Source organism: Flavobacterium endophyticum, from assembly GCF_003634455.1.
GTDB classification, from domain to species: Bacteria; Bacteroidota; Bacteroidia; order Flavobacteriales; family Flavobacteriaceae; genus Flavobacterium; species Flavobacterium endophyticum.
Window position 1 is genome coordinate 915210 of record NZ_RBLC01000001.1, and the last position, 17068, is coordinate 932277.

Sequence of the window (17068 nt, forward strand, 5' to 3'; positions counted from 1 at the left end):
TGCAAAAAAAATTGCTAATAATTTAACACTCCGCGCATTTTTCCCGACGTAAGCAGCAAGCTTTGCTTATTCCCTGCAATATTGGTATGAAAAATATGCTGCTGGTCGTACAATTCCATAAGGATGGCGTCTTTTATTTCTAACGAACTGACTTTTTCGATGTTTTTGATAGTGAAGTAGCAAATCAGCACGTTGTCTTCGACTTCCTTTCCTAAAAAATGGATTTTTTTTTCTTGGCCATCTACCTTGATACTGAATTTTTCTTGAAAATATTTCTGAAGATACTCTTTGCTTTCTTTTAATTCTTTAGAGGTTCCGAGGTATATTTTTTTATTAAATTTTTTCTCGAGAGCCAAATCTATATCATCAATAAATAGTCTGGAAGTAATTTCTATCGCTTTTTTTTGGGGAACATAATCCAGCTGATTTACAGACACATAAAATTTATGCAGCGACACGGAAGTCAGTGTCACAAAAAGAAATAGAAGAGAAGCTATCTGGATTATTTTTTTCATTTTCCAAAAATACTTAATCTTTCGGAACTTCTGAATTTTGCAGCTTATTGTATTCCACTGCAAGCTCATTAATCAAAAAAGTAGCCAGCGTTTTGTTTTTGGCCCTGACTGCGGTTGCGAATTTCAAATCTTCGATACAAAAATACTTGAATGCTCTTATATAATCGGGATGGATTTTGAGCGTTTCGGTGTAGAAAGCATCGTCATACAGATTGTCTACTTTCTCTAAAAGCATTTCTTTTTTTTCTACAGACACTTGTTGTTTGAGTCTTTTTGTCCTTCCTGACATGAAATTTAGCAACGGATCAAGAAGTCCTGTCGTCGCCGTTCGTACCTTTCTTTCTGCTGGCGTATATACTTTTGCAGGCTTGGATAAGATACCTAGCGAAACAGCATTGATGTTATTATATTTGGTAATTTCGACCTCATCTAGTTGCGTCGCTTTGGGTATCATAGTGATGAAAACGGTTTCAGATTTCAAATCGTCAGCCTCTATAATTTTTCTTTTGTATTCTAGGCTGAGGGCTGACAACACCAAAAGATCATCTTCTTTAGCAAGAATTCGGAATTCGCCTTTTGCATCAGTTTGTGCCGATTTTTCATTGACAAGATTGACCACGTTGATTCCTTCCACATTATTGCCGTCGGCCGTGACTTTTCCGTGGATCATCTTTTCTTGTGAAAAAAGAAACTGCACGACAAACAAGCCTATTAAAAGGAAGCTATTTTTCATCTGAAAGAATGTGGATGTATTTTGTTGCCAATTGGCCTAGCAAAAAATTCATCATTTGTTTGTTTTTATTGTTAAGTTCTTTTATAAACTGCGCGTTTTCAATAGCATAATATTGAAAGCCTTTTACATTTTCTGATGGAATTTTCAACGTACTTATGAGATAATCATCTTCATACAACTCTTGAAATCTTTTTATCAAAAGCTCTTTTCGCTCTACTTTTAATTGGTTTTTTAAATTTTTTGTACGTCCCGAGATTGCATTAATAATAGGGTCAAGGCTAAATATAGCTCCAAAACCTATCGAAAGATTTAAATCGGTAGCGGTCTTGAGCTTTCTTTCTGCTGGCGTATATACTTTTGCTGGCTTTGACAAAATCCCTAAATCAACCGCATTGATATTGGAATATTCTGTAATTACGACTTCGTCGAGCTGATTCGTTTTTGGAACCATCTGGATTGTGATTATTTCTGCCTTCAAATCTTCTGAAGCTATAATCTTTCTTTTATATTCAAAATTTATCGCCGAGAGCACGAGCAGATCGTCTTCTTTTGCCAAAATATAGAATTCTCCATCAGCATCCGTAATAGCTGATTTTTCATTAACAAGATTGACTACATTGATTCCTTGCACATAATTACCATCGGCTAGAACCTTTCCGTGGAGTAACTTTTCCTGAGATTGCGAAAACGCAATCCCTGTCAGCAGTAGAAAAAATAGGGTAAAATAATTATTTTTTCTCATCGGCTAGCAAGGCTTTATATTTTTCTGCTAACTTGATTATGGAAGCTTCCATGGCTATCTTATTATTTCCGTCCATAGCCTTCGCGAATTCTTCATCGCCGACAATGTAGTATTTGAAACCATTAACGTAGTCTTTTGGAATATCCAAACTTTCAGTATAATAGCTTTCATCAAAATAATTATCGATTTTTTCGAGCCTGGCTATTTCTTTTTCAACTTGGACGCCTTTTTTCAGTGTTTTTGTCCTTCCAGATAAAAAATTAAGTATGGCATCGTTGCTGATGCCCAGACCTTGAATCAGCTCTACAGGTTTTGAAGCTGTTCTTAGTTTTCTTTCCGCAGGCGTATAGACTTTAGCTGGCTTCACTACCGAAAAACCATCACTGTCTTTATTGACAACGACTTCATCAAGTACCGTAACTTTAGGCTGCATGACTATTTCAAGGGTCCCAGCAGTGAATTCGTCTCGGGTAATGGTTTTTCTTTTATGCTCTAAATTTGTTCCTGATAATATCAATACGTCACCTGTTTTTGCATAAATGACGAATTCGCCTTTGGCATTAGAACGCGCCATAGTAGCATTCGAAAAATTAACAACTTCAACATCTTCGACCAAAGCTTTGCCAGCCGTTATTTTTCCTTGCATCTTCTTGTTGTCGTTTTTTTGAGAAAAGACGACTTGAGAAAGCATCATCAGCATTATAAAAAAGTAGTTATTTTTCATCGGTTATGGTTTGAATGTATTTTTTAGCTATCTCTCCTAATAAAAATGTCGTCATCGCTTTATTTTTACTGCTCAAGATTTTCACGAATCGTTCGTTTTCCACCGCATAATACAAAAATCCTCTTACATGGTCGGAAGGAATCTTTAGTTTTTGCGTGTAATAGTCTTCATCAAACATATCCTCGAGCTGGCTCATCCATTTTTCTTTCCGCTCAGCTTCTAATTCTTTTTTCAGCATGGCTGTCCTTCCCGAAAGCATATTAAAGAGCGGATCGATCGTAAGCGAAGAATTCAGTCCTACTTTTGGATCTAAACCAGTGGCCGTTCTTAATTTTCTTTCGGCTGGCGTATAGACTTTGGCAGGTTTCGGAATAATTCCCAAATCATAGGCATTGATACTCTTATATTGGACGACCATAACTTCATCCAGCTGGTTTACCATGGTTTCCAATTTTACAAAAAGCAATTCCTTTTCAAAATCACCGAGATCGACAACAACGGTCTTTCCTCTAAACTGTATGGACGAAAACATTATAGAATCGCCTTCTTTAGCCATAATCGAAAAGTAACCGCCTTCTTTGGTTACTGTTTCTTTTCTAGAAGACAGATTCAGAACGTAAATCCCGTCAAGACTCGGCGTATACGCAGTTATTTTTCCTTTCAGCGTTTTCCTTTCAGAAGCTTGGGCAAGCACCGAAGGAGAAATGGCAATAAAAAAGGAGCATAAAAATAACTTTTTAAGCATAATCATGTGGGGGATAGGTTTGTCTGGTAAAAATATCCTATCTGCCTCCAAATATATTGCCAAAGACGTACTAAAATTATGTTAATAATAAACTTTTGCAAACCAGCACTCAATAATTTATAAACCTTGCTAACTTTACGGCTATTAAATCTAACGAAATGAAAAACCTGATTATCGCCAGCACTTCAACACTTCATGGCGGTGGCTACCTCGACTATCTGCTGCCTGAGCTTTCGGCACATTTTAAAAATATCACCACGTTGCTCTTTATACCTTATGCAAGACCCAGCGGCATTACCCATGACGAATATACTGAAAAAGTACGACAGGCTTTTTCCAAAATCGGCATCAAAGTCAAAGGATTGCATGAATTTGAAAACCCGAAAGAAGCTATAAAACAGGCAGAGGGAATTTTTACGGGCGGCGGAAATACCTTCTTATTGGTTTCGCAATTATACCGTTATGACCTGATGACCTTGCTATCGGAAACTTTAAAAAAAGGAACGCCATATTTAGGAACCAGTGCAGGCAGTAATATCACGGGACTGACGATGCAAACTACGAACGATATGCCTATCATTTATCCGCCCAGCTTCCAGACTTTGGGAATGATTCCTTTTAACTTGAATCCACATTATTTGGATCCTGATACAAATTCAACACATATGGGCGAAACCAGAGAAACGAGAATCAAAGAATTCCACCAATTCAACACTTTGCCTGTTTTAGGATTGCGAGAAGGAAGCTGGCTCGAAGTAAGAAACGAAACCATCACTTTGAAAGGGAATTTAAAAGCCCGGCTTTTTAGACAAAACCAAGAACCCGAAGAATTAGAAAGCGGAAGCGATCTGAGTTTTCTTAAATAATTTACAGAAATACTAAAAACAAAAAACCTCAAGCTTTCACTTGAGGTTTGATTTTAGAGCGGAAGACGAGGCTCGAACTCGCGACAACCAGCTTGGAAGGCTGGAGCTCTACCAACTGAGCTACTTCCGCATTACTACGGTGCAAATATAAGTAATAAGTTTTTTCAGTTGCAAGTTTTTTTTCAAAAAAAATGCAATCTTTTTTTCGCAAACTTTGCAGTGATGCGCTTTTTAACCTCTAAAAGTTTTAGTATTAAAATGTTATATTTTCAATTCAATTAAAAAAATTTCAAAATAAAAATGCAAACGATAAAAGAAATACCCGCGCTAGAAACATTTTCGGTCCGACTTCCTGTTTTGAGGCCGGGTAAATCCATAGAAACTTGCCACTTTGAAGGTGATAATTTAGAAACAACGAAGCATTTCGGGTATTTTAATGATGAAAAATTAGCAGGCATCGCTTCATTATTTAAACACCCTACTCCTTTTTTCAAAGAAGAACAGCAATTTCAGCTGAGAGGTATGGCTGTATTGTCGGAATATCAAAAAAAAGGAATAGGAGAAATTTTGGTCAAGCATGCCGAAAAAGATGCTATCGAAAGAGGCGGAAAACTCATGTGGTTTAATGCTCGAGAAATAGCCGTACCCTTCTATAAAAAGTTAGGCTATGAAATTATCGGCAATCCGTTCGACATTGAAGATATCGGAAAGCATTACGTCATGTATAAAAATCTGGATACGATATAAAGTTTATCCAAATTAGTTCGCAACTTGAAACTTTTTAAGTAATTTCACCAAAGAAGTTCCCTAAAGCTATTTTGGCCATGTATCGATTTGTTCTCATAACGACATTATTCTTGCTGCTAGTTTCCTGCAAAGATAAAGAAATTGCATACGCTGAGCCTTCAAAAAAGGATGTTGCAAAAACAGCTGAGAATGCAATCAAGCGTTATGCAGTCGATTCTACCTATGTCGCAACTTTTGAAAACGATTCGCTTACTTCGTTTTATAAAATGAATGGCTTCCAGACTGTATGGAACACTCCAAAAAACAGGACGGTAATTATTGATGCGCTTTTAAGAGCCGATCAGGAAGGATTAGACCCTACAGAGTATAATGTCAAAGATTTGAATCGTTATGGAGAAAACATCACTGCATTAACCGACAAAGAAATTGCCGGCTATGATGTTTTGATGACGCTTTCTATCCAAAAATACCTCCGGCATTTAACACAAGGAAAACTAAATCCTCGAGAATTATACACCGATTGGGATCTCGCACAGAACAAGGCAGACATCAACCAGATGCTGACAACCGCAGCTAATGGAGATTCTCTGCAAATCATTATCGAAAAGGCCAAGCCGACTCATATCGTTTACAAGAAACTGAAAGACGCTCTGATTCTCATCAATACTTTCCCTACAGATACCTTAAAAAAAATTGAAATTGCGGTAAAATTAAAGGTCAACGACACCAGCTCTTCTTTGATAAACATCAAAAAAAGACTGATGTATTGGAGGGATTTAAAAGCCCCCGATTCTCTTACTTCGCTTTATGATCCGGAAACAGCAAAGGCTATAAAACGATTCCAGCTTAGGCATGGACTAGCGGCAGACGGAGTAATTGGAAGCGGTACCGTTATGGCTTTGAATACTACAAAAAACACAAGGAAAGAACAGATTATTGCAAATCTTGAGCGCTGGAGATGGTTTCCGCGAGAAATGGGAGAACATTATATCATTGCCAATATTCCTGATTATAAGCTTCATACCATTTTCAAGAAAGATACGACGCGAACACACAATATCATTGTCGGGACTTCTAAAAGGAAGACGCCCATATTAAGTTCTAAGTTAAGCTATGCCGTTTTTAATCCAACATGGACTGTACCGCCGACAATTCTCAAAGAAGATATTATTCCTGCAACGACCAAAAACCGAAATTATCTGGCTAGCAAAAACATTACAGTCTATGACAAAAACGGAAAAGAAATTAGCGCTTCCAGCTGGAATCCAGAAAAAGCCTTGAATTACCGATATGTCCAAAGTCCTGGAACTTATAATTCGTTAGGAATGGTAAAAATAATATTCCCTAACAATTTCACAGTTTACCTACATGATACAAATCATCGGGAATATTTCGACAAGACAAACCGCTCGCTAAGTTCCGGATGCGTCCGCGTTCAAAATCCGTTAGAACTGACCGAATATCTACTAGATGACAAAGCCAACTGGAGTCTTGAAAAAATTACGGAAACTCTAAAAAGAGAAAAAACACAAAGTGCTAAGATCAAAAATGAAATCTACATTTATCAGCTCTATTGGACCGCTTGGAGCCATGATAATATACTCCAGTTCAGGCCAGATATCTATACTTTAGACAGTGAACTGTATTCTAAATTACGAAATTAATTTGGTAGCTGTTTTGTAATTTGCCGTAGGATGGTAAATAAAAAGGCAAGACTTATCTTTGATCACATTGATAACTTCTTTCGTAATTCCGACTGGCAATGCAGGACAACCTTGGCTTCTTCCTAATCTTCCATGACTTTTTATAAAAGATTCTGCCACATAATCAGCACCGTGAATTACGACCGCTCTATTTCTAGCATTATCGTTGATTCCTTTTTCCAGTCCGTCAAGACGAAGCGAAAGTCCATGTTTTCCTTGATATACTTCTCCTGTTGCATAAAATCCAAGACTGCTTTTGTTTGAAGAAGATGCATTTGAAAATTCTTTTGCAAACTCTTCACCAGTATTTCTTCCGTGAGCAACAAGCGAATTGTAAAGGATTGTATTTGTAGACATGTCAATAATCCAAAGCCTTTTCGCATTGGATGACAAGCTAAAATCAACAATCGTCAGGATATTTTTTGTAATCAGTCCTTTTTCTTTCAGCTGGTAAAAGCCTTGAAGCGCTTTAGAAAAGCTCTCCATTTTTGGCAAAGGAAGATTATTAGAATGCAGCGTGCTGTATATTTTTTCGGCTTTCATCGAAAAACTTGCTTCTGAAGTGGCTGCGATTAATTTTTCAGGTTCTGTAGGCTTGCTCACATTTGTTGAAAATGAAGCAATAAACAACATAAAGACGGGTAAAAACTTATAAATCATTGAAATTCTGATGGGTTAAATTGACTTGGGGAGCGCCAAAAGTATTAAAAAAAATTTACTCACAAAATTTATTATTCTTAAAATGAGGTATTTAACAAAAATAACCGTTTCTTAAAATTAATGTAACAGAGATACTAACGGAAAAAATTCAAAAATATTGTAAAGTAATTGTGTATCTATATTTTATGGCTATTTTTGTTACTCCAAACAAGCACTAATGGGCAAGCCGCTTTTATTGATTTTATTCTTTTTCTCAATCATTTTTACTTTTGATGCTTACGGTCAAAGAAAAAATTTGCAGACAAAATCAATTTCTGAAAGCATTACCATTGATGGAAAATTAAACGAATCCATCTGGAATAGTGCCACTGTTGCTACCGATTTCTTAATGCTCGAGCCTGACAATGGAAGGCCAATAAGCTCCGAAAAAAAAACCGACGTCCGTATACTTTACAACAATGATGCCATTTATGTAGCCGCATTGCTCTATGACGACGACCCTAAAAAAATCCTGAAAGAAATGACCCAAAGAGATAATTTTGGGACAGCAGATCATTTTGGAATCTTTATCAACGGATTTAATGACGGCCAGCAAGATTTTCGATTTTTTGTAAGTGCTTCAGGCGTACAGATGGACTGCCTTGCCACCGAAGGCAACGAGGACTACAGCTGGGATGCTATTTGGGACAGTGAAGTTTCGATAACCGAATTCGGCTGGGTCGTTGAAATGAAAATTCCTTATGCCGCCTTGCGTTTCTCTAATGCCGAAAAGCAGACTTGGGGCGTTAACTTTTACAGAGAAATCAAAAGAGACCGCCAAAAATATACTTGGAACTTGATTGACATGAAAATAGGGGCGACACTTCCGCAAACCGGACAGCTGGAAGGTATTGAAAATATAAAACCTCCTACTCGCCTTTTCTTTATCCCTTATTCTTCTTTTTATGTGGAAAACAGCGAAGAAGGAACCGACAACAAATTCAAAGCTGGAATGGACATCAAATACGGCATCAACGATTCGTTTACGCTGGATGCTATCTTGGTTCCCGACTTCGGTCAGACCAAGTACGACAATGTAGTATTAAATCTTGGTCCTTTTGAACAGCAATTCAATGAAAATCGACCTTTTTTTACAGAAGGAACCGACCTTTTTAACAAAGGAGAATTATTGTACTCTAGAAGAATTGGCGGAAGCCCTTCGGTATACTTATCTTCAACCGACGAAAATATTATTGCCAGTAATCCGTCTTCTGTAAACCTCATCAACGCCGTAAAAGTCTCTGGAAGGACCTCAAAAGGATTAGGAATTGGAGTACTCAATGCTGTTACCGAAAAAACCTATGGCAACTTCAGAAATACCCAAACAAACGAGACAACAAAAGTAGTCGTAGAACCGCTAACCAATTATAATATCCTGGTTTTAGACCAACGGTTCAACCAAAATTCGTCGGTTGCGCTTGTCAACACGAATGTAACACGCAATGGAGAATTCCGCGATGCGAACGTATCTGCCATAGTTTACGACCTAAATACTAAGAACAACAAATTCAACCTTACGGGTGATTTCAAATACAGTTACATCAACGAATATGGAGATAATGACAATCAAGAAGGCATCAATACAGCAATACAGATTGGAAAAAAAGGCGGCAAATGGAGGTATAATGCAGGAGGATCGTATGTTTCAAAAAAATACGATGCAAATGATTTGGGAATTACGTTCATAAACAATTTTCATGGTGTTTATACAAACATTGGATACCGAATCTTGAATCCAAATTCTATTTTTAACACTTTCAAGATCAACACAAATTATTATGCCGAGTTTCAAAATACAACAGGCCGATTGCAGAAAGGAGAAATAAACATTGATTTTAACTCAACCAGCAGAAAAAACGACTATTATGCATTAGCAGTCTATATCAATCCGCTAGAAACCTATGATTTCTACGAGTCGAGGGTAGACGGACGATATGTAAATATCCCGAAGAACATTTATTCTTCAATTTATTTCTCGTCGAATTACAACCGAAAATTTGCTCTAGACATAACACCTTATTGCACGATAACAAGCGAAAAAAATCGTGCTTCTTACGGCTTAAAAATAGCCCCGCGATACCGATTCAGCAACAGACTGCTGATGAATTACATGATTGAGATTTACAACCAAAACAGTGACAGAGGCTGGGTTGCCTTTGACAATGACGACATTATTTTTGCAGAACGAGACCGAAGAACACTGACCAATGAGCTTGGGTTGAAATACGCAATGAATCCGAAAATGACTTTAAACCTAGCGGCTAGGCATTACTGGTCTTATGCAGAAAATAACCAATATTTAACACTTCAAAACGACGGAACGTTAGCATCAAATAGTACATTTACAGTAAATAAAAATTCGAATTTCAGCACTTGGAATTTTGACCTTTCCTATTCGTGGTGGTTTGCTCCCGGAAGCCAGATTTCTGTACTTTACAGAAACAACGCAACCGACTTTAGGACAGAAATCGACAGAAGGCTAGGAAATAATTTCAAGAATCTTTTTGACAACAACCTGAACAATATCTTCTCGATCAGCATCAGATATTTTATTGACTACAATTCGATTAAAAATAAATTTTAGATGAACAAGAAAGTAATCCTAATGATTTTGGATGGCTGGGGCAAATCTCCAGATCCGAAAGTTTCTGCAATTGACAATGCGAACACGCCTTTTATAGACAGCTTATATACACGATATGCAAACGCTCAACTACGAACGGACGGACTGAATGTAGGTCTACCAGAAGGCCAAATGGGAAATTCAGAAGTTGGACACATGAATCTTGGAGCAGGAAGAATTATCTATCAAGATTTGGCAAAAATAAATCTTGCTGTTGAAAATAAAACACTGGAACAAGAAAAAACATTGGTTGAAGCTTTCCAATACGCAAAACAAAACAACAAAAAAATACATCTTTTGGGCCTAGTTTCTGATGGCGGCGTTCACTCCCACATCAATCACCTAAAAGGTCTGATTGATGCTACGCAAGATTTCGGGCTAGAAAATGTTTTTGTACATGCCTTTACCGATGGAAGAGATGTCGATCCAAAATCTGGAATATTCTTCATTTCGGCTTTAGAGAAACATATCGAAAATACGTCTGTAAAATTGGCCTCGATAATCGGACGCTATTACGCTATGGACCGCGACAGGCGTTGGGAAAGAGTAAAACGCGCTTACGACTTATTGGTCAACGGAATTGGAACTCATTCTCAAAATGCTGTCAGCAGCCTCCATAACAATTATGAAAAAAATATAACCGACGAGTTTATCGAGCCTATAGTAATGGTCGATCAAAACGATAATCCTGTCGCAACAATCCAAAATGATGATGTCGTGATATTTTTCAATTTCAGGACAGACCGTGGAAGACAGTTGACTGAAGTTCTTACGCAGTTTGACTGTCATGAGCAAAACATGCACAAGCTGAACTTGTATTATGTTACGATGACCAACTATGATGATAGTTTTGTCGGAATGCATGTCATTTACGACAAAGATAATATCACCGAAACGCTTGGCGAAGTTTTAGAAAAGAACCATAAAAAACAGATCCGAATTGCGGAGACCGAAAAATATCCTCATGTGACATTTTTCTTCTCAGGAGGAAGAGAAGCTCCTTTTGTTGGTGAGACTCGAATCTTAAAAAATTCTCCAAAAGTTGCGACTTACGACTTGAAACCCGAAATGAGTGCTTATGAACTAGCAGATGCATTGGTTCCAGAATTAGAAAAAGAAGAAGTAGATTTTGTATGCCTAAATTTTGCCAACGGTGATATGGTCGGCCACACAGGTGTTATGGAAGCAGCTATAAAAGCTTGTGAAGCCGTTGACAAATGTGCTGAAAAAGTAATTACTGCCGCTTTGGAGCACAATTACACGACCATTGTTATAGCTGATCATGGAAATTGCGAGACGATGATTAACCCAGATGGAAGTCCAAATACGGCACATACGACAAATCCGGTTCCGATTATTTTAGTCGATAAAGAATTAAAACATATCAGCAATGGTGTTTTGGGAGACATTGCCCCAACCATCCTTGATCTGATGGGCATCAAAAAGCCAGAAGCAATGACACAGCACTCCTTGCTCTAATCAATTGCAAATAAGACATCTATACTAAAACAGCAAAATTTCATCTAAAAAATGAAGTTCTTGCTGTTTTTCTTTTGACATCAATTGTTAATTAACAGATTTACAGCAGAATATTGTTACATATTATTATCAATTAAAAATAAACTGACTATTTTCGCGTTGAAAACATTTAAATTTCACAACGTTGTTTCTTTTTTAATATGACATCATTGAACAGAACACTACTCTTCATTTTTCTTATTTTAGCAGAAATCGCCTATTCACAAGGCGGAGCTTCTTCTTGCGCAGAACTGCAAGCTAATTTTGAGCAATACCAATCTTGCGCAACAAGCATTCCTTTTGAAAACTCGACCAATAATATTAGTGGTGAGGTTTTTAATACCACCTGTATCGGGGAACCTTTTCAAGGTCCGACTTGGTTTTTCATGAAAATTAAGACGAGCGGTGATATCTTTTTACAAATTTCTCAAGTTGACAATTTCGGAATTCCTTCCGATGTAGATTTTGTCTTATGGGGACCGTTCAATAATTTGAATAATATCTGCAGCCAATTGGACTTATCGAAAGAAGTCGATTGTAGCTGGCTGCCAGATGGAACCGAAAATGTAGCCTTACCGAATGCAGTTGCCGGGCAATTATACATCCTTTTAGTAGACAATTATTCTAACACGCCAGGCCAGATAACCATTACCCAAACTGGAGGCGACGGAAGTTCTGACTGCAGCTTTCTTTCTTCGGTCAAGATAAAAGACAATGCCGGAAATGATATCACGCAGTTCAATTATTGCCAGCCTGCGACTAAAGACCTTGTTGCTACTATCGATGTCACAGATTTTCCTGGAAATGTCGCTGATTTACGATTTAACTACAAATGGTATAAAGACGGAATCTTGATTTCGACCTTAGCAAATTCGCTTTCTAGCACTAATATCTTAACCGTTTCGGAAAGCGGCACCTATAAAGTCGAAACAACAGCTTACGACAGCACAGATCCAACAGTAGACCTCAATACGCTAGAAGTAAGCGATGCCGAAATTACGCTGAAATTCTTTATTGCTCCAAACATGACATTGCAAAACACCAATACGCAATGCTTGAGCAGTACACCCGTTTTGCAAACGGTTGACAATAATACGGTTGTTCAGACTTATACCTATGAATGGTTCCGAAATGGAGCTTCTATTACTGGAGCTATCGGCTCTACCTTTACTCCTACTTTGGCAGGAAATTATTTTGTGAGAATTTCAAATGACGGCTGTTCTCCTGTTGATTCAAATGTGATTACTATTTATGAATCCCCTCAAGTTTCGATATCAGACAATCAGACCATCTGTGAGAATACTACTTACCAAATAACATCGGTTATTGCAAACAGCGCCAATCTTACAAGTATGACGTATCAGTGGTACAAAGACGGCAATCCGATTGCTGGGGCTACTTCAGCAACCTATACTGTTTCTGTTGCAAATCAAAATCCGAATACGACTTCTGCCTATGTTTTAGAAGTTACGGAACAAGGATTATGCATGACCGCTTCGAATTCAGTATCCATAACAATGAATGCGAAGCCAAGCTTAAGCACGACTCCTGTTCTGCTCCAGCAATGCGATTATATTTCACCAAATAATGACGGAATCGCTACCGTAAACCTGACTCAAGCCTACAACAGCATCACGAACGGAGCTACTGGATTGACCTTAAGCTACTTTTTAGATGCAGGACTGACACAGCCTATAACCAATCCTAATGTATTTACAAATACACTTCCATTTGCCCAAAATATTTACGTTACAGGAGTATATCCTGCTCAAACGCCAATATGCACATCGAATGTAGCAATTATCAATCTGGTCATAAACCCGACAAGCGTTGCGGCCTATACCAATAGGGCTCCTGTATGTCCTGAATTAAACACGAACTACGGGCTGATTGATTTTGATTCGCAAAGAACTATCATAAAAAATACGTTCTTCCCTACAACCAATGTTAATATTGCTTTTTACAGTAATGAAATTGATGCCTCTATCGAAGCAAATGAGCTGACAAATTCATCGCAACTACCAATAGGAATTTCAACCATCTATACCAGAGTAGAAACAAATAACAATTGCGCAGGAATCGGGACTTTTACGCTTGAAGTATATAGCACCCCTGCTCGAAATGTAATAACACCTATCAATGCTTGCCAAACAGAAACCATAGTTTTGTCTAGCAAAGACATTGAAATACTGACAGGACAGAATCCTACAGTAAGCGTTACCTATTTCAACACATTTGATAATGCTCGAGACAATGTCAGCGCTATAAACAAAAACACGCCTCTGCCATTAACTGTAGGAACCAAAACAATCTTTGTGAGATTATTTGATACAGCAACACAATGTTTCTCCATAGCCGATTTCAATATAAACGTATTTGCAAATCCAGTAATAACTGCTCCTGATCCGATTACAATGTGCGGTACAACAACAGCCGATTTCAATCTTGACGGAAGAATTACACAGATTACTTCGGGCAATACTAACTATCAGGTATTCTTTTATGAAACACTAGCCGACTTAGCAACAGATACTCGTATACCTGTCACAAACGCCTACAATTCGGCCTCAAAAACAATCTATATAAAAGTTATTGATCCTACAAACAATGGCTGTTCATCAACAACTTCATTGCAATTGAGAGTTGTGGGAAGTCCTGGCAATACTGTCAATCCTGATATCCTTCAAGCGTGTGATGATAGCGGATTTTATAGTTTCGACTTGACCCAAAGACAAGGCCAGATGGCAGGAACGACTCCTTTGAATACGATTCAATTCCGATACTATACGGATGAGACGGAAGCCTTGGCCAACTCCAATACTACTATTTCTGTGCCTAGTGCTTTCACTAACAGAACAGCAGGCTATCAAAAAATTTATGTGCGATTGAACAGCACCGTAAACATTGACAGCGAGAGCGGAATCGCTTGTTTCAGGATATTCGAATTAGAATTGTTCGTAAGGCCGTTACCTGCAAATAATCTTCAGCCGCAACCCTACAGAATCTGTATCGACATTCAGAACAATGTGATCAATCCGGCATTTATCGATACGCAACTATCAGAAACCGACTATGATTTTGTCTGGTATAATGGATCAGACGCGAATCCATCAAACGAAATTTCGTCTGAAACAACAAGCACTTTTTCTACATCAATACCCGGAAATTATTCTGTTAAAATCACGAATACAACCAACACGGCGCTCTGCTCTAGAATAATAAATTTCACGGTAAGGAACACATTAATTCCTTTTTCAATCCTAGGAGATCCAGCGGAGCAGATTACTTTCGAATCGGATAGTAAGGTGACTGCAATTGTTACGCCGCAATCGCCCGATTTTCAATACATGATCGATGACAACGGCTGGCAAGACAGCAATGTATTCCATAATATCAAAGAAGGCATCCATATTCTGAAAGTCAGAAACCGTTTTGGCTGTGGTGAAATCAGCACACGAATCGTAATCGTCGATTACCCTAAATACTTTACACCAAATGGTGACGGATTTAACGATACCTGGAACATCGGCGGAAGGACTTCGCTAGACATTTCCAACATCTATATTTTTGACCGTTATGGTAAAATCTTGACAGACCTTCGCGTAAATGGCATCGGCTGGGACGGTATGCATAACGGACATCCGCTTCCATCAGATGATTACTGGTTCAAAATACTTTACGAAAAAGACGGAGTAAAAAAAGAATTCAAGAGCCACTTTACCTTGAAAAGATAAAACCACAAAAAGCTGTCTCTTATAGAGGCAGCTTTTTTATTTGGCCTAATTCGCATAAAAATAGTACTTTTGCAAACTGATAAATTCCAATTTATGATTATCCAAAAAACTAGAGAAGAAATTGAATTGATGCGTGAAAGTGCTCTTTTAGTTTCAAAGACATTAGGCATGATTGCCGCAGAAATCAAGCCCGGAATCACGACTTTGCATCTGGACAAATTAGCAGAAGAATTTATTCGCGACCATGATGCTGTTCCAGGTTTTTTGGGTCTTTATGGCTGTCCGTCTTCCATCTTGACTAGCGTTAACGATCAAGTTGTTCACGGCTTGCCGACAAATACTATAATTGAAGAAGGCGATATTGTTTCTGTGGATTGTGGTGTTTTAAAGAATGAATATTATGGCGACCATGCCTATACTTTTGAAATTGGTGACGTGGCTCCAGAAACTAAAAAACTGCTTCAAGTTACCAAAGAATCACTGTATGTAGGAATAAGAGAATTCAAGATGGGAAACCGTGTTGAAGACGTAGGAAATGCTATCCAAAAATATACCGAAGCTCATGGTTATGGAGTAGTTCGCGAATTGGTAGGACACGGTCTTGGCAAAAAAATGCACGAAGATCCAGAAATGCCGAATTACGGAAAACGCGGACGCGGAAAATTATTTGTAGAAGGAATGGTCGTGGCTATCGAGCCAATGATCAATCTGGGCACAAAAAATATCAAACAGCTAAAAGACGGCTGGACAATCGTTACTGCCGATAGAAAACCGAGTGCCCATTTCGAGCATGACGTGGCTTTGGTCAACGGAAAACCAGAACTACTTTCGACCTTTTCTTATATCTACAAAGCATTAGGAATTGAAAGCAATGAAGAAAACGAATTCAGAAGTCAGCCTTTGGTACTTTCCTAATGAAAAAAATTTTCAGATTTGTCTTAAATACGATTCCGAGGCCGATATTAATTCGCCTCAGCTATGTTATACGCCCTGTCCTTGCCTTTGCTTTAAAAGGAAAAAAATATACGGATCCGATTGACGGACGAAGCTTCAAAAAGTTTCTACCGTATGGCTATGGGACGCAGCGAAACAATGTACTTTCCCCAAGCACTTTATCTTTAGAAAGGCATCGTCTGCTTTGGCTATATTTAAAAAACGAAACTGATTTTTTTACGGCTCCGAAAAAAGTACTGCATTTTGCTCCAGAACAGGCATTTTATAAAATCTTCAGAAATCAAAAAAATCTGGATTATACGACAACCGACTTGCTGTCGCCATTGGCCGATGTAAAAGCAGACATCTGTAATTTGCCTTTTGAAGATAATTCATACGATGTCATTTTGTGCAACCACGTTTTGGAACATATCCCAGACGACACCAAAGCCATACAAGAATTATACAGGGTATTAAAACCTGGCGGAATGGGGATTTTTCAAATTCCGCAAGACCTAAAAAGAGAAACTACTTTTGAAGACAATTCGATTACTGATCAAAAAGAGCGTGCTAAAATTTTCGGACAATACGACCACGTTCGCGTGTACGGAAGGGATTATTTCGATAAACTAAGAAGCATTGGCTTTACCGTTGTCGAAGAAGATTATACTAAAAAATTAGGCTCCGAGCTCGTAGAACAGTATTGTTTAGCCAACGGAGAAATCATTCCGGTCTGCTATAAATAACGAAATTTAAAATAAAAAAGCCTGATGAAATTCATCAGGC

The 17068-nt window shown here is 38.0% G+C and carries 14 protein-coding genes and 1 tRNA gene; 8 read left to right on the plus strand and 7 right to left on the minus strand.

Features of this window, described 5'->3' with window-relative positions:
* Window positions 1-14: 14 nt before the first annotated feature.
* Genes CLV94_RS04370 through CLV94_RS04390 form a run of 5 tightly spaced genes read right to left on the minus strand, consistent with a single transcriptional unit; the run spans window position 15 to window position 3465 of the window.
* Window positions 15-515 (minus strand): DUF6702 family protein, encoded by a 501-nt coding sequence (locus CLV94_RS04370; protein WP_121375214.1) that lies wholly within the window; start codon window positions 513-515, stop codon window positions 15-17.
* 13 nt (window positions 516-528) lie between these two features.
* Window positions 529-1248: a carboxypeptidase-like regulatory domain-containing protein gene (locus CLV94_RS04375; protein ID WP_121375215.1), complete on the minus strand. Its 720-nt coding sequence runs from the start codon at window positions 1246-1248 to the stop codon at window positions 529-531.
* Window positions 1238-1990: a carboxypeptidase-like regulatory domain-containing protein gene (locus CLV94_RS04380; RefSeq protein ID WP_121375216.1), complete on the minus strand. Its 753-nt coding sequence runs from the start codon at window positions 1988-1990 to the stop codon at window positions 1238-1240. Before CLV94_RS04380 ends, CLV94_RS04375 begins: the two co-directional genes overlap by 11 nt.
* Window positions 1977-2714 carry a hypothetical protein gene (locus CLV94_RS04385; RefSeq protein WP_121375217.1) on the minus strand — a complete coding sequence of 246 codons (738 nt, stop codon included), beginning with the start codon at window positions 2712-2714 and terminating at the stop codon, window positions 1977-1979. Before CLV94_RS04385 ends, CLV94_RS04380 begins: the two co-directional genes overlap by 14 nt.
* Window positions 2704-3465, minus strand: coding sequence for a peptidase associated/transthyretin-like domain-containing protein (locus CLV94_RS04390; protein ID WP_121375218.1), 762 nt, complete (start codon window positions 3463-3465; stop codon window positions 2704-2706). The genes CLV94_RS04385 and CLV94_RS04390 overlap by 11 nt, the downstream gene beginning before the upstream one ends.
* 152 nt (window positions 3466-3617) lie before the next feature.
* Between CLV94_RS04390 and pepE the strand changes: the two genes are divergently transcribed.
* A complete protein-coding gene (gene pepE / locus CLV94_RS04395; protein ID WP_121375219.1) occupies window positions 3618-4325 on the plus strand; it encodes a dipeptidase PepE in 708 nt (235 codons plus the stop codon).
* A 57-nt stretch (window positions 4326-4382) separates the two neighbouring features.
* On the opposite strand, the gene CLV94_RS04400 is transcribed toward pepE, so the two are convergent.
* Window positions 4383-4455: transfer RNA gene (locus CLV94_RS04400), tRNA-Gly, on the minus strand.
* Window positions 4456-4625: 170 nt separating this feature from the next.
* Here CLV94_RS04400 and CLV94_RS04405 point away from each other — a divergent pair.
* Both CLV94_RS04405 and CLV94_RS04410 read left to right on the plus strand, forming a co-directional pair.
* Entirely contained in the window at window positions 4626-5072 is a 447-nt protein-coding gene (locus CLV94_RS04405) for a GNAT family N-acetyltransferase (RefSeq protein WP_121375220.1), read from the plus strand.
* A 77-nt stretch (window positions 5073-5149) separates the two neighbouring features.
* Window positions 5150-6736, plus strand: a complete 1587-nt coding sequence (locus CLV94_RS04410) for a L,D-transpeptidase family protein (protein WP_121375221.1) — start codon at window positions 5150-5152, stop codon at window positions 6734-6736.
* Here the strand turns inward: CLV94_RS04410 and CLV94_RS04415 are convergent.
* The gene (locus tag CLV94_RS04415) at window positions 6725-7435 is read right to left on the minus strand and encodes a murein L,D-transpeptidase catalytic domain family protein (RefSeq protein ID WP_121375222.1); all 711 of its coding nucleotides are present in this window, start codon (window positions 7433-7435) and stop codon (window positions 6725-6727) included. The two genes, CLV94_RS04410 and CLV94_RS04415, sit on opposite strands and share 12 nt — an antisense overlap.
* A 217-nt stretch (window positions 7436-7652) precedes the next feature.
* On the opposite strand from CLV94_RS04415, the gene CLV94_RS04420 reads away from it, so the two are divergent.
* The 5 genes from CLV94_RS04420 to CLV94_RS04440 all read left to right on the plus strand — a co-directional run bounded on the left by CLV94_RS04420 (window position 7653) and on the right by CLV94_RS04440 (window position 17028).
* Window positions 7653-10058 (plus strand): DUF5916 domain-containing protein, encoded by a 2406-nt coding sequence (locus CLV94_RS04420; protein WP_121375223.1) that lies wholly within the window; start codon window positions 7653-7655, stop codon window positions 10056-10058.
* Window positions 10059-11576, plus strand: coding sequence for a 2,3-bisphosphoglycerate-independent phosphoglycerate mutase (gene gpmI / locus CLV94_RS04425; protein WP_121375224.1), 1518 nt, complete (start codon window positions 10059-10061; stop codon window positions 11574-11576). It begins immediately after the preceding gene.
* A gap of 209 nt (window positions 11577-11785) precedes the next feature.
* Window positions 11786-15349 (plus strand): T9SS type B sorting domain-containing protein, encoded by a 3564-nt coding sequence (locus CLV94_RS04430; protein WP_170148745.1) that lies wholly within the window; start codon window positions 11786-11788, stop codon window positions 15347-15349.
* A 93-nt stretch (window positions 15350-15442) separates the two neighbouring features.
* Window positions 15443-16264: a type I methionyl aminopeptidase gene (map, locus tag CLV94_RS04435; RefSeq protein ID WP_121375226.1), complete on the plus strand. Its 822-nt coding sequence runs from the start codon at window positions 15443-15445 to the stop codon at window positions 16262-16264.
* Entirely contained in the window at window positions 16264-17028 is a 765-nt protein-coding gene (locus CLV94_RS04440) for a class I SAM-dependent methyltransferase (protein WP_121375227.1), read from the plus strand. The genes map and CLV94_RS04440 overlap by 1 nt, the downstream gene beginning before the upstream one ends.
* The last annotated feature ends 40 nt before the right edge of the window (window positions 17029-17068 follow it).

Coding starts and splice junctions, on each gene's coding strand:
- CLV94_RS04370 (WP_121375214.1), bottom strand. CDS start 515: ATGAAAAAAATAATCCAGATAGCTTCTCTTCTATTTCTTTTTGTGACA.
- CLV94_RS04375 (WP_121375215.1), bottom strand. CDS start 1,248: ATGAAAAATAGCTTCCTTTTAATAGGCTTGTTTGTCGTGCAGTTTCTT.
- CLV94_RS04380 (WP_121375216.1), bottom strand. CDS start 1,990: ATGAGAAAAAATAATTATTTTACCCTATTTTTTCTACTGCTGACAGGG.
- CLV94_RS04385 (WP_121375217.1), bottom strand. CDS start 2,714: ATGAAAAATAACTACTTTTTTATAATGCTGATGATGCTTTCTCAAGTC.
- CLV94_RS04390 (WP_121375218.1), bottom strand. CDS start 3,465: ATGATTATGCTTAAAAAGTTATTTTTATGCTCCTTTTTTATTGCCATT.
- pepE (WP_121375219.1), top strand. CDS start 3,618: ATGAAAAACCTGATTATCGCCAGCACTTCAACACTTCATGGCGGTGGC.
- CLV94_RS04405 (WP_121375220.1), top strand. CDS start 4,626: ATGCAAACGATAAAAGAAATACCCGCGCTAGAAACATTTTCGGTCCGA.
- CLV94_RS04410 (WP_121375221.1), top strand. CDS start 5,150: ATGTATCGATTTGTTCTCATAACGACATTATTCTTGCTGCTAGTTTCC.
- CLV94_RS04415 (WP_121375222.1), bottom strand. CDS start 7,435: ATGATTTATAAGTTTTTACCCGTCTTTATGTTGTTTATTGCTTCATTT.
- CLV94_RS04420 (WP_121375223.1), top strand. CDS start 7,653: ATGGGCAAGCCGCTTTTATTGATTTTATTCTTTTTCTCAATCATTTTT.
- gpmI (WP_121375224.1), top strand. CDS start 10,059: ATGAACAAGAAAGTAATCCTAATGATTTTGGATGGCTGGGGCAAATCT.
- map (WP_121375226.1), top strand. CDS start 15,443: ATGATTATCCAAAAAACTAGAGAAGAAATTGAATTGATGCGTGAAAGT.
- CLV94_RS04440 (WP_121375227.1), top strand. CDS start 16,264: ATGAAAAAAATTTTCAGATTTGTCTTAAATACGATTCCGAGGCCGATA.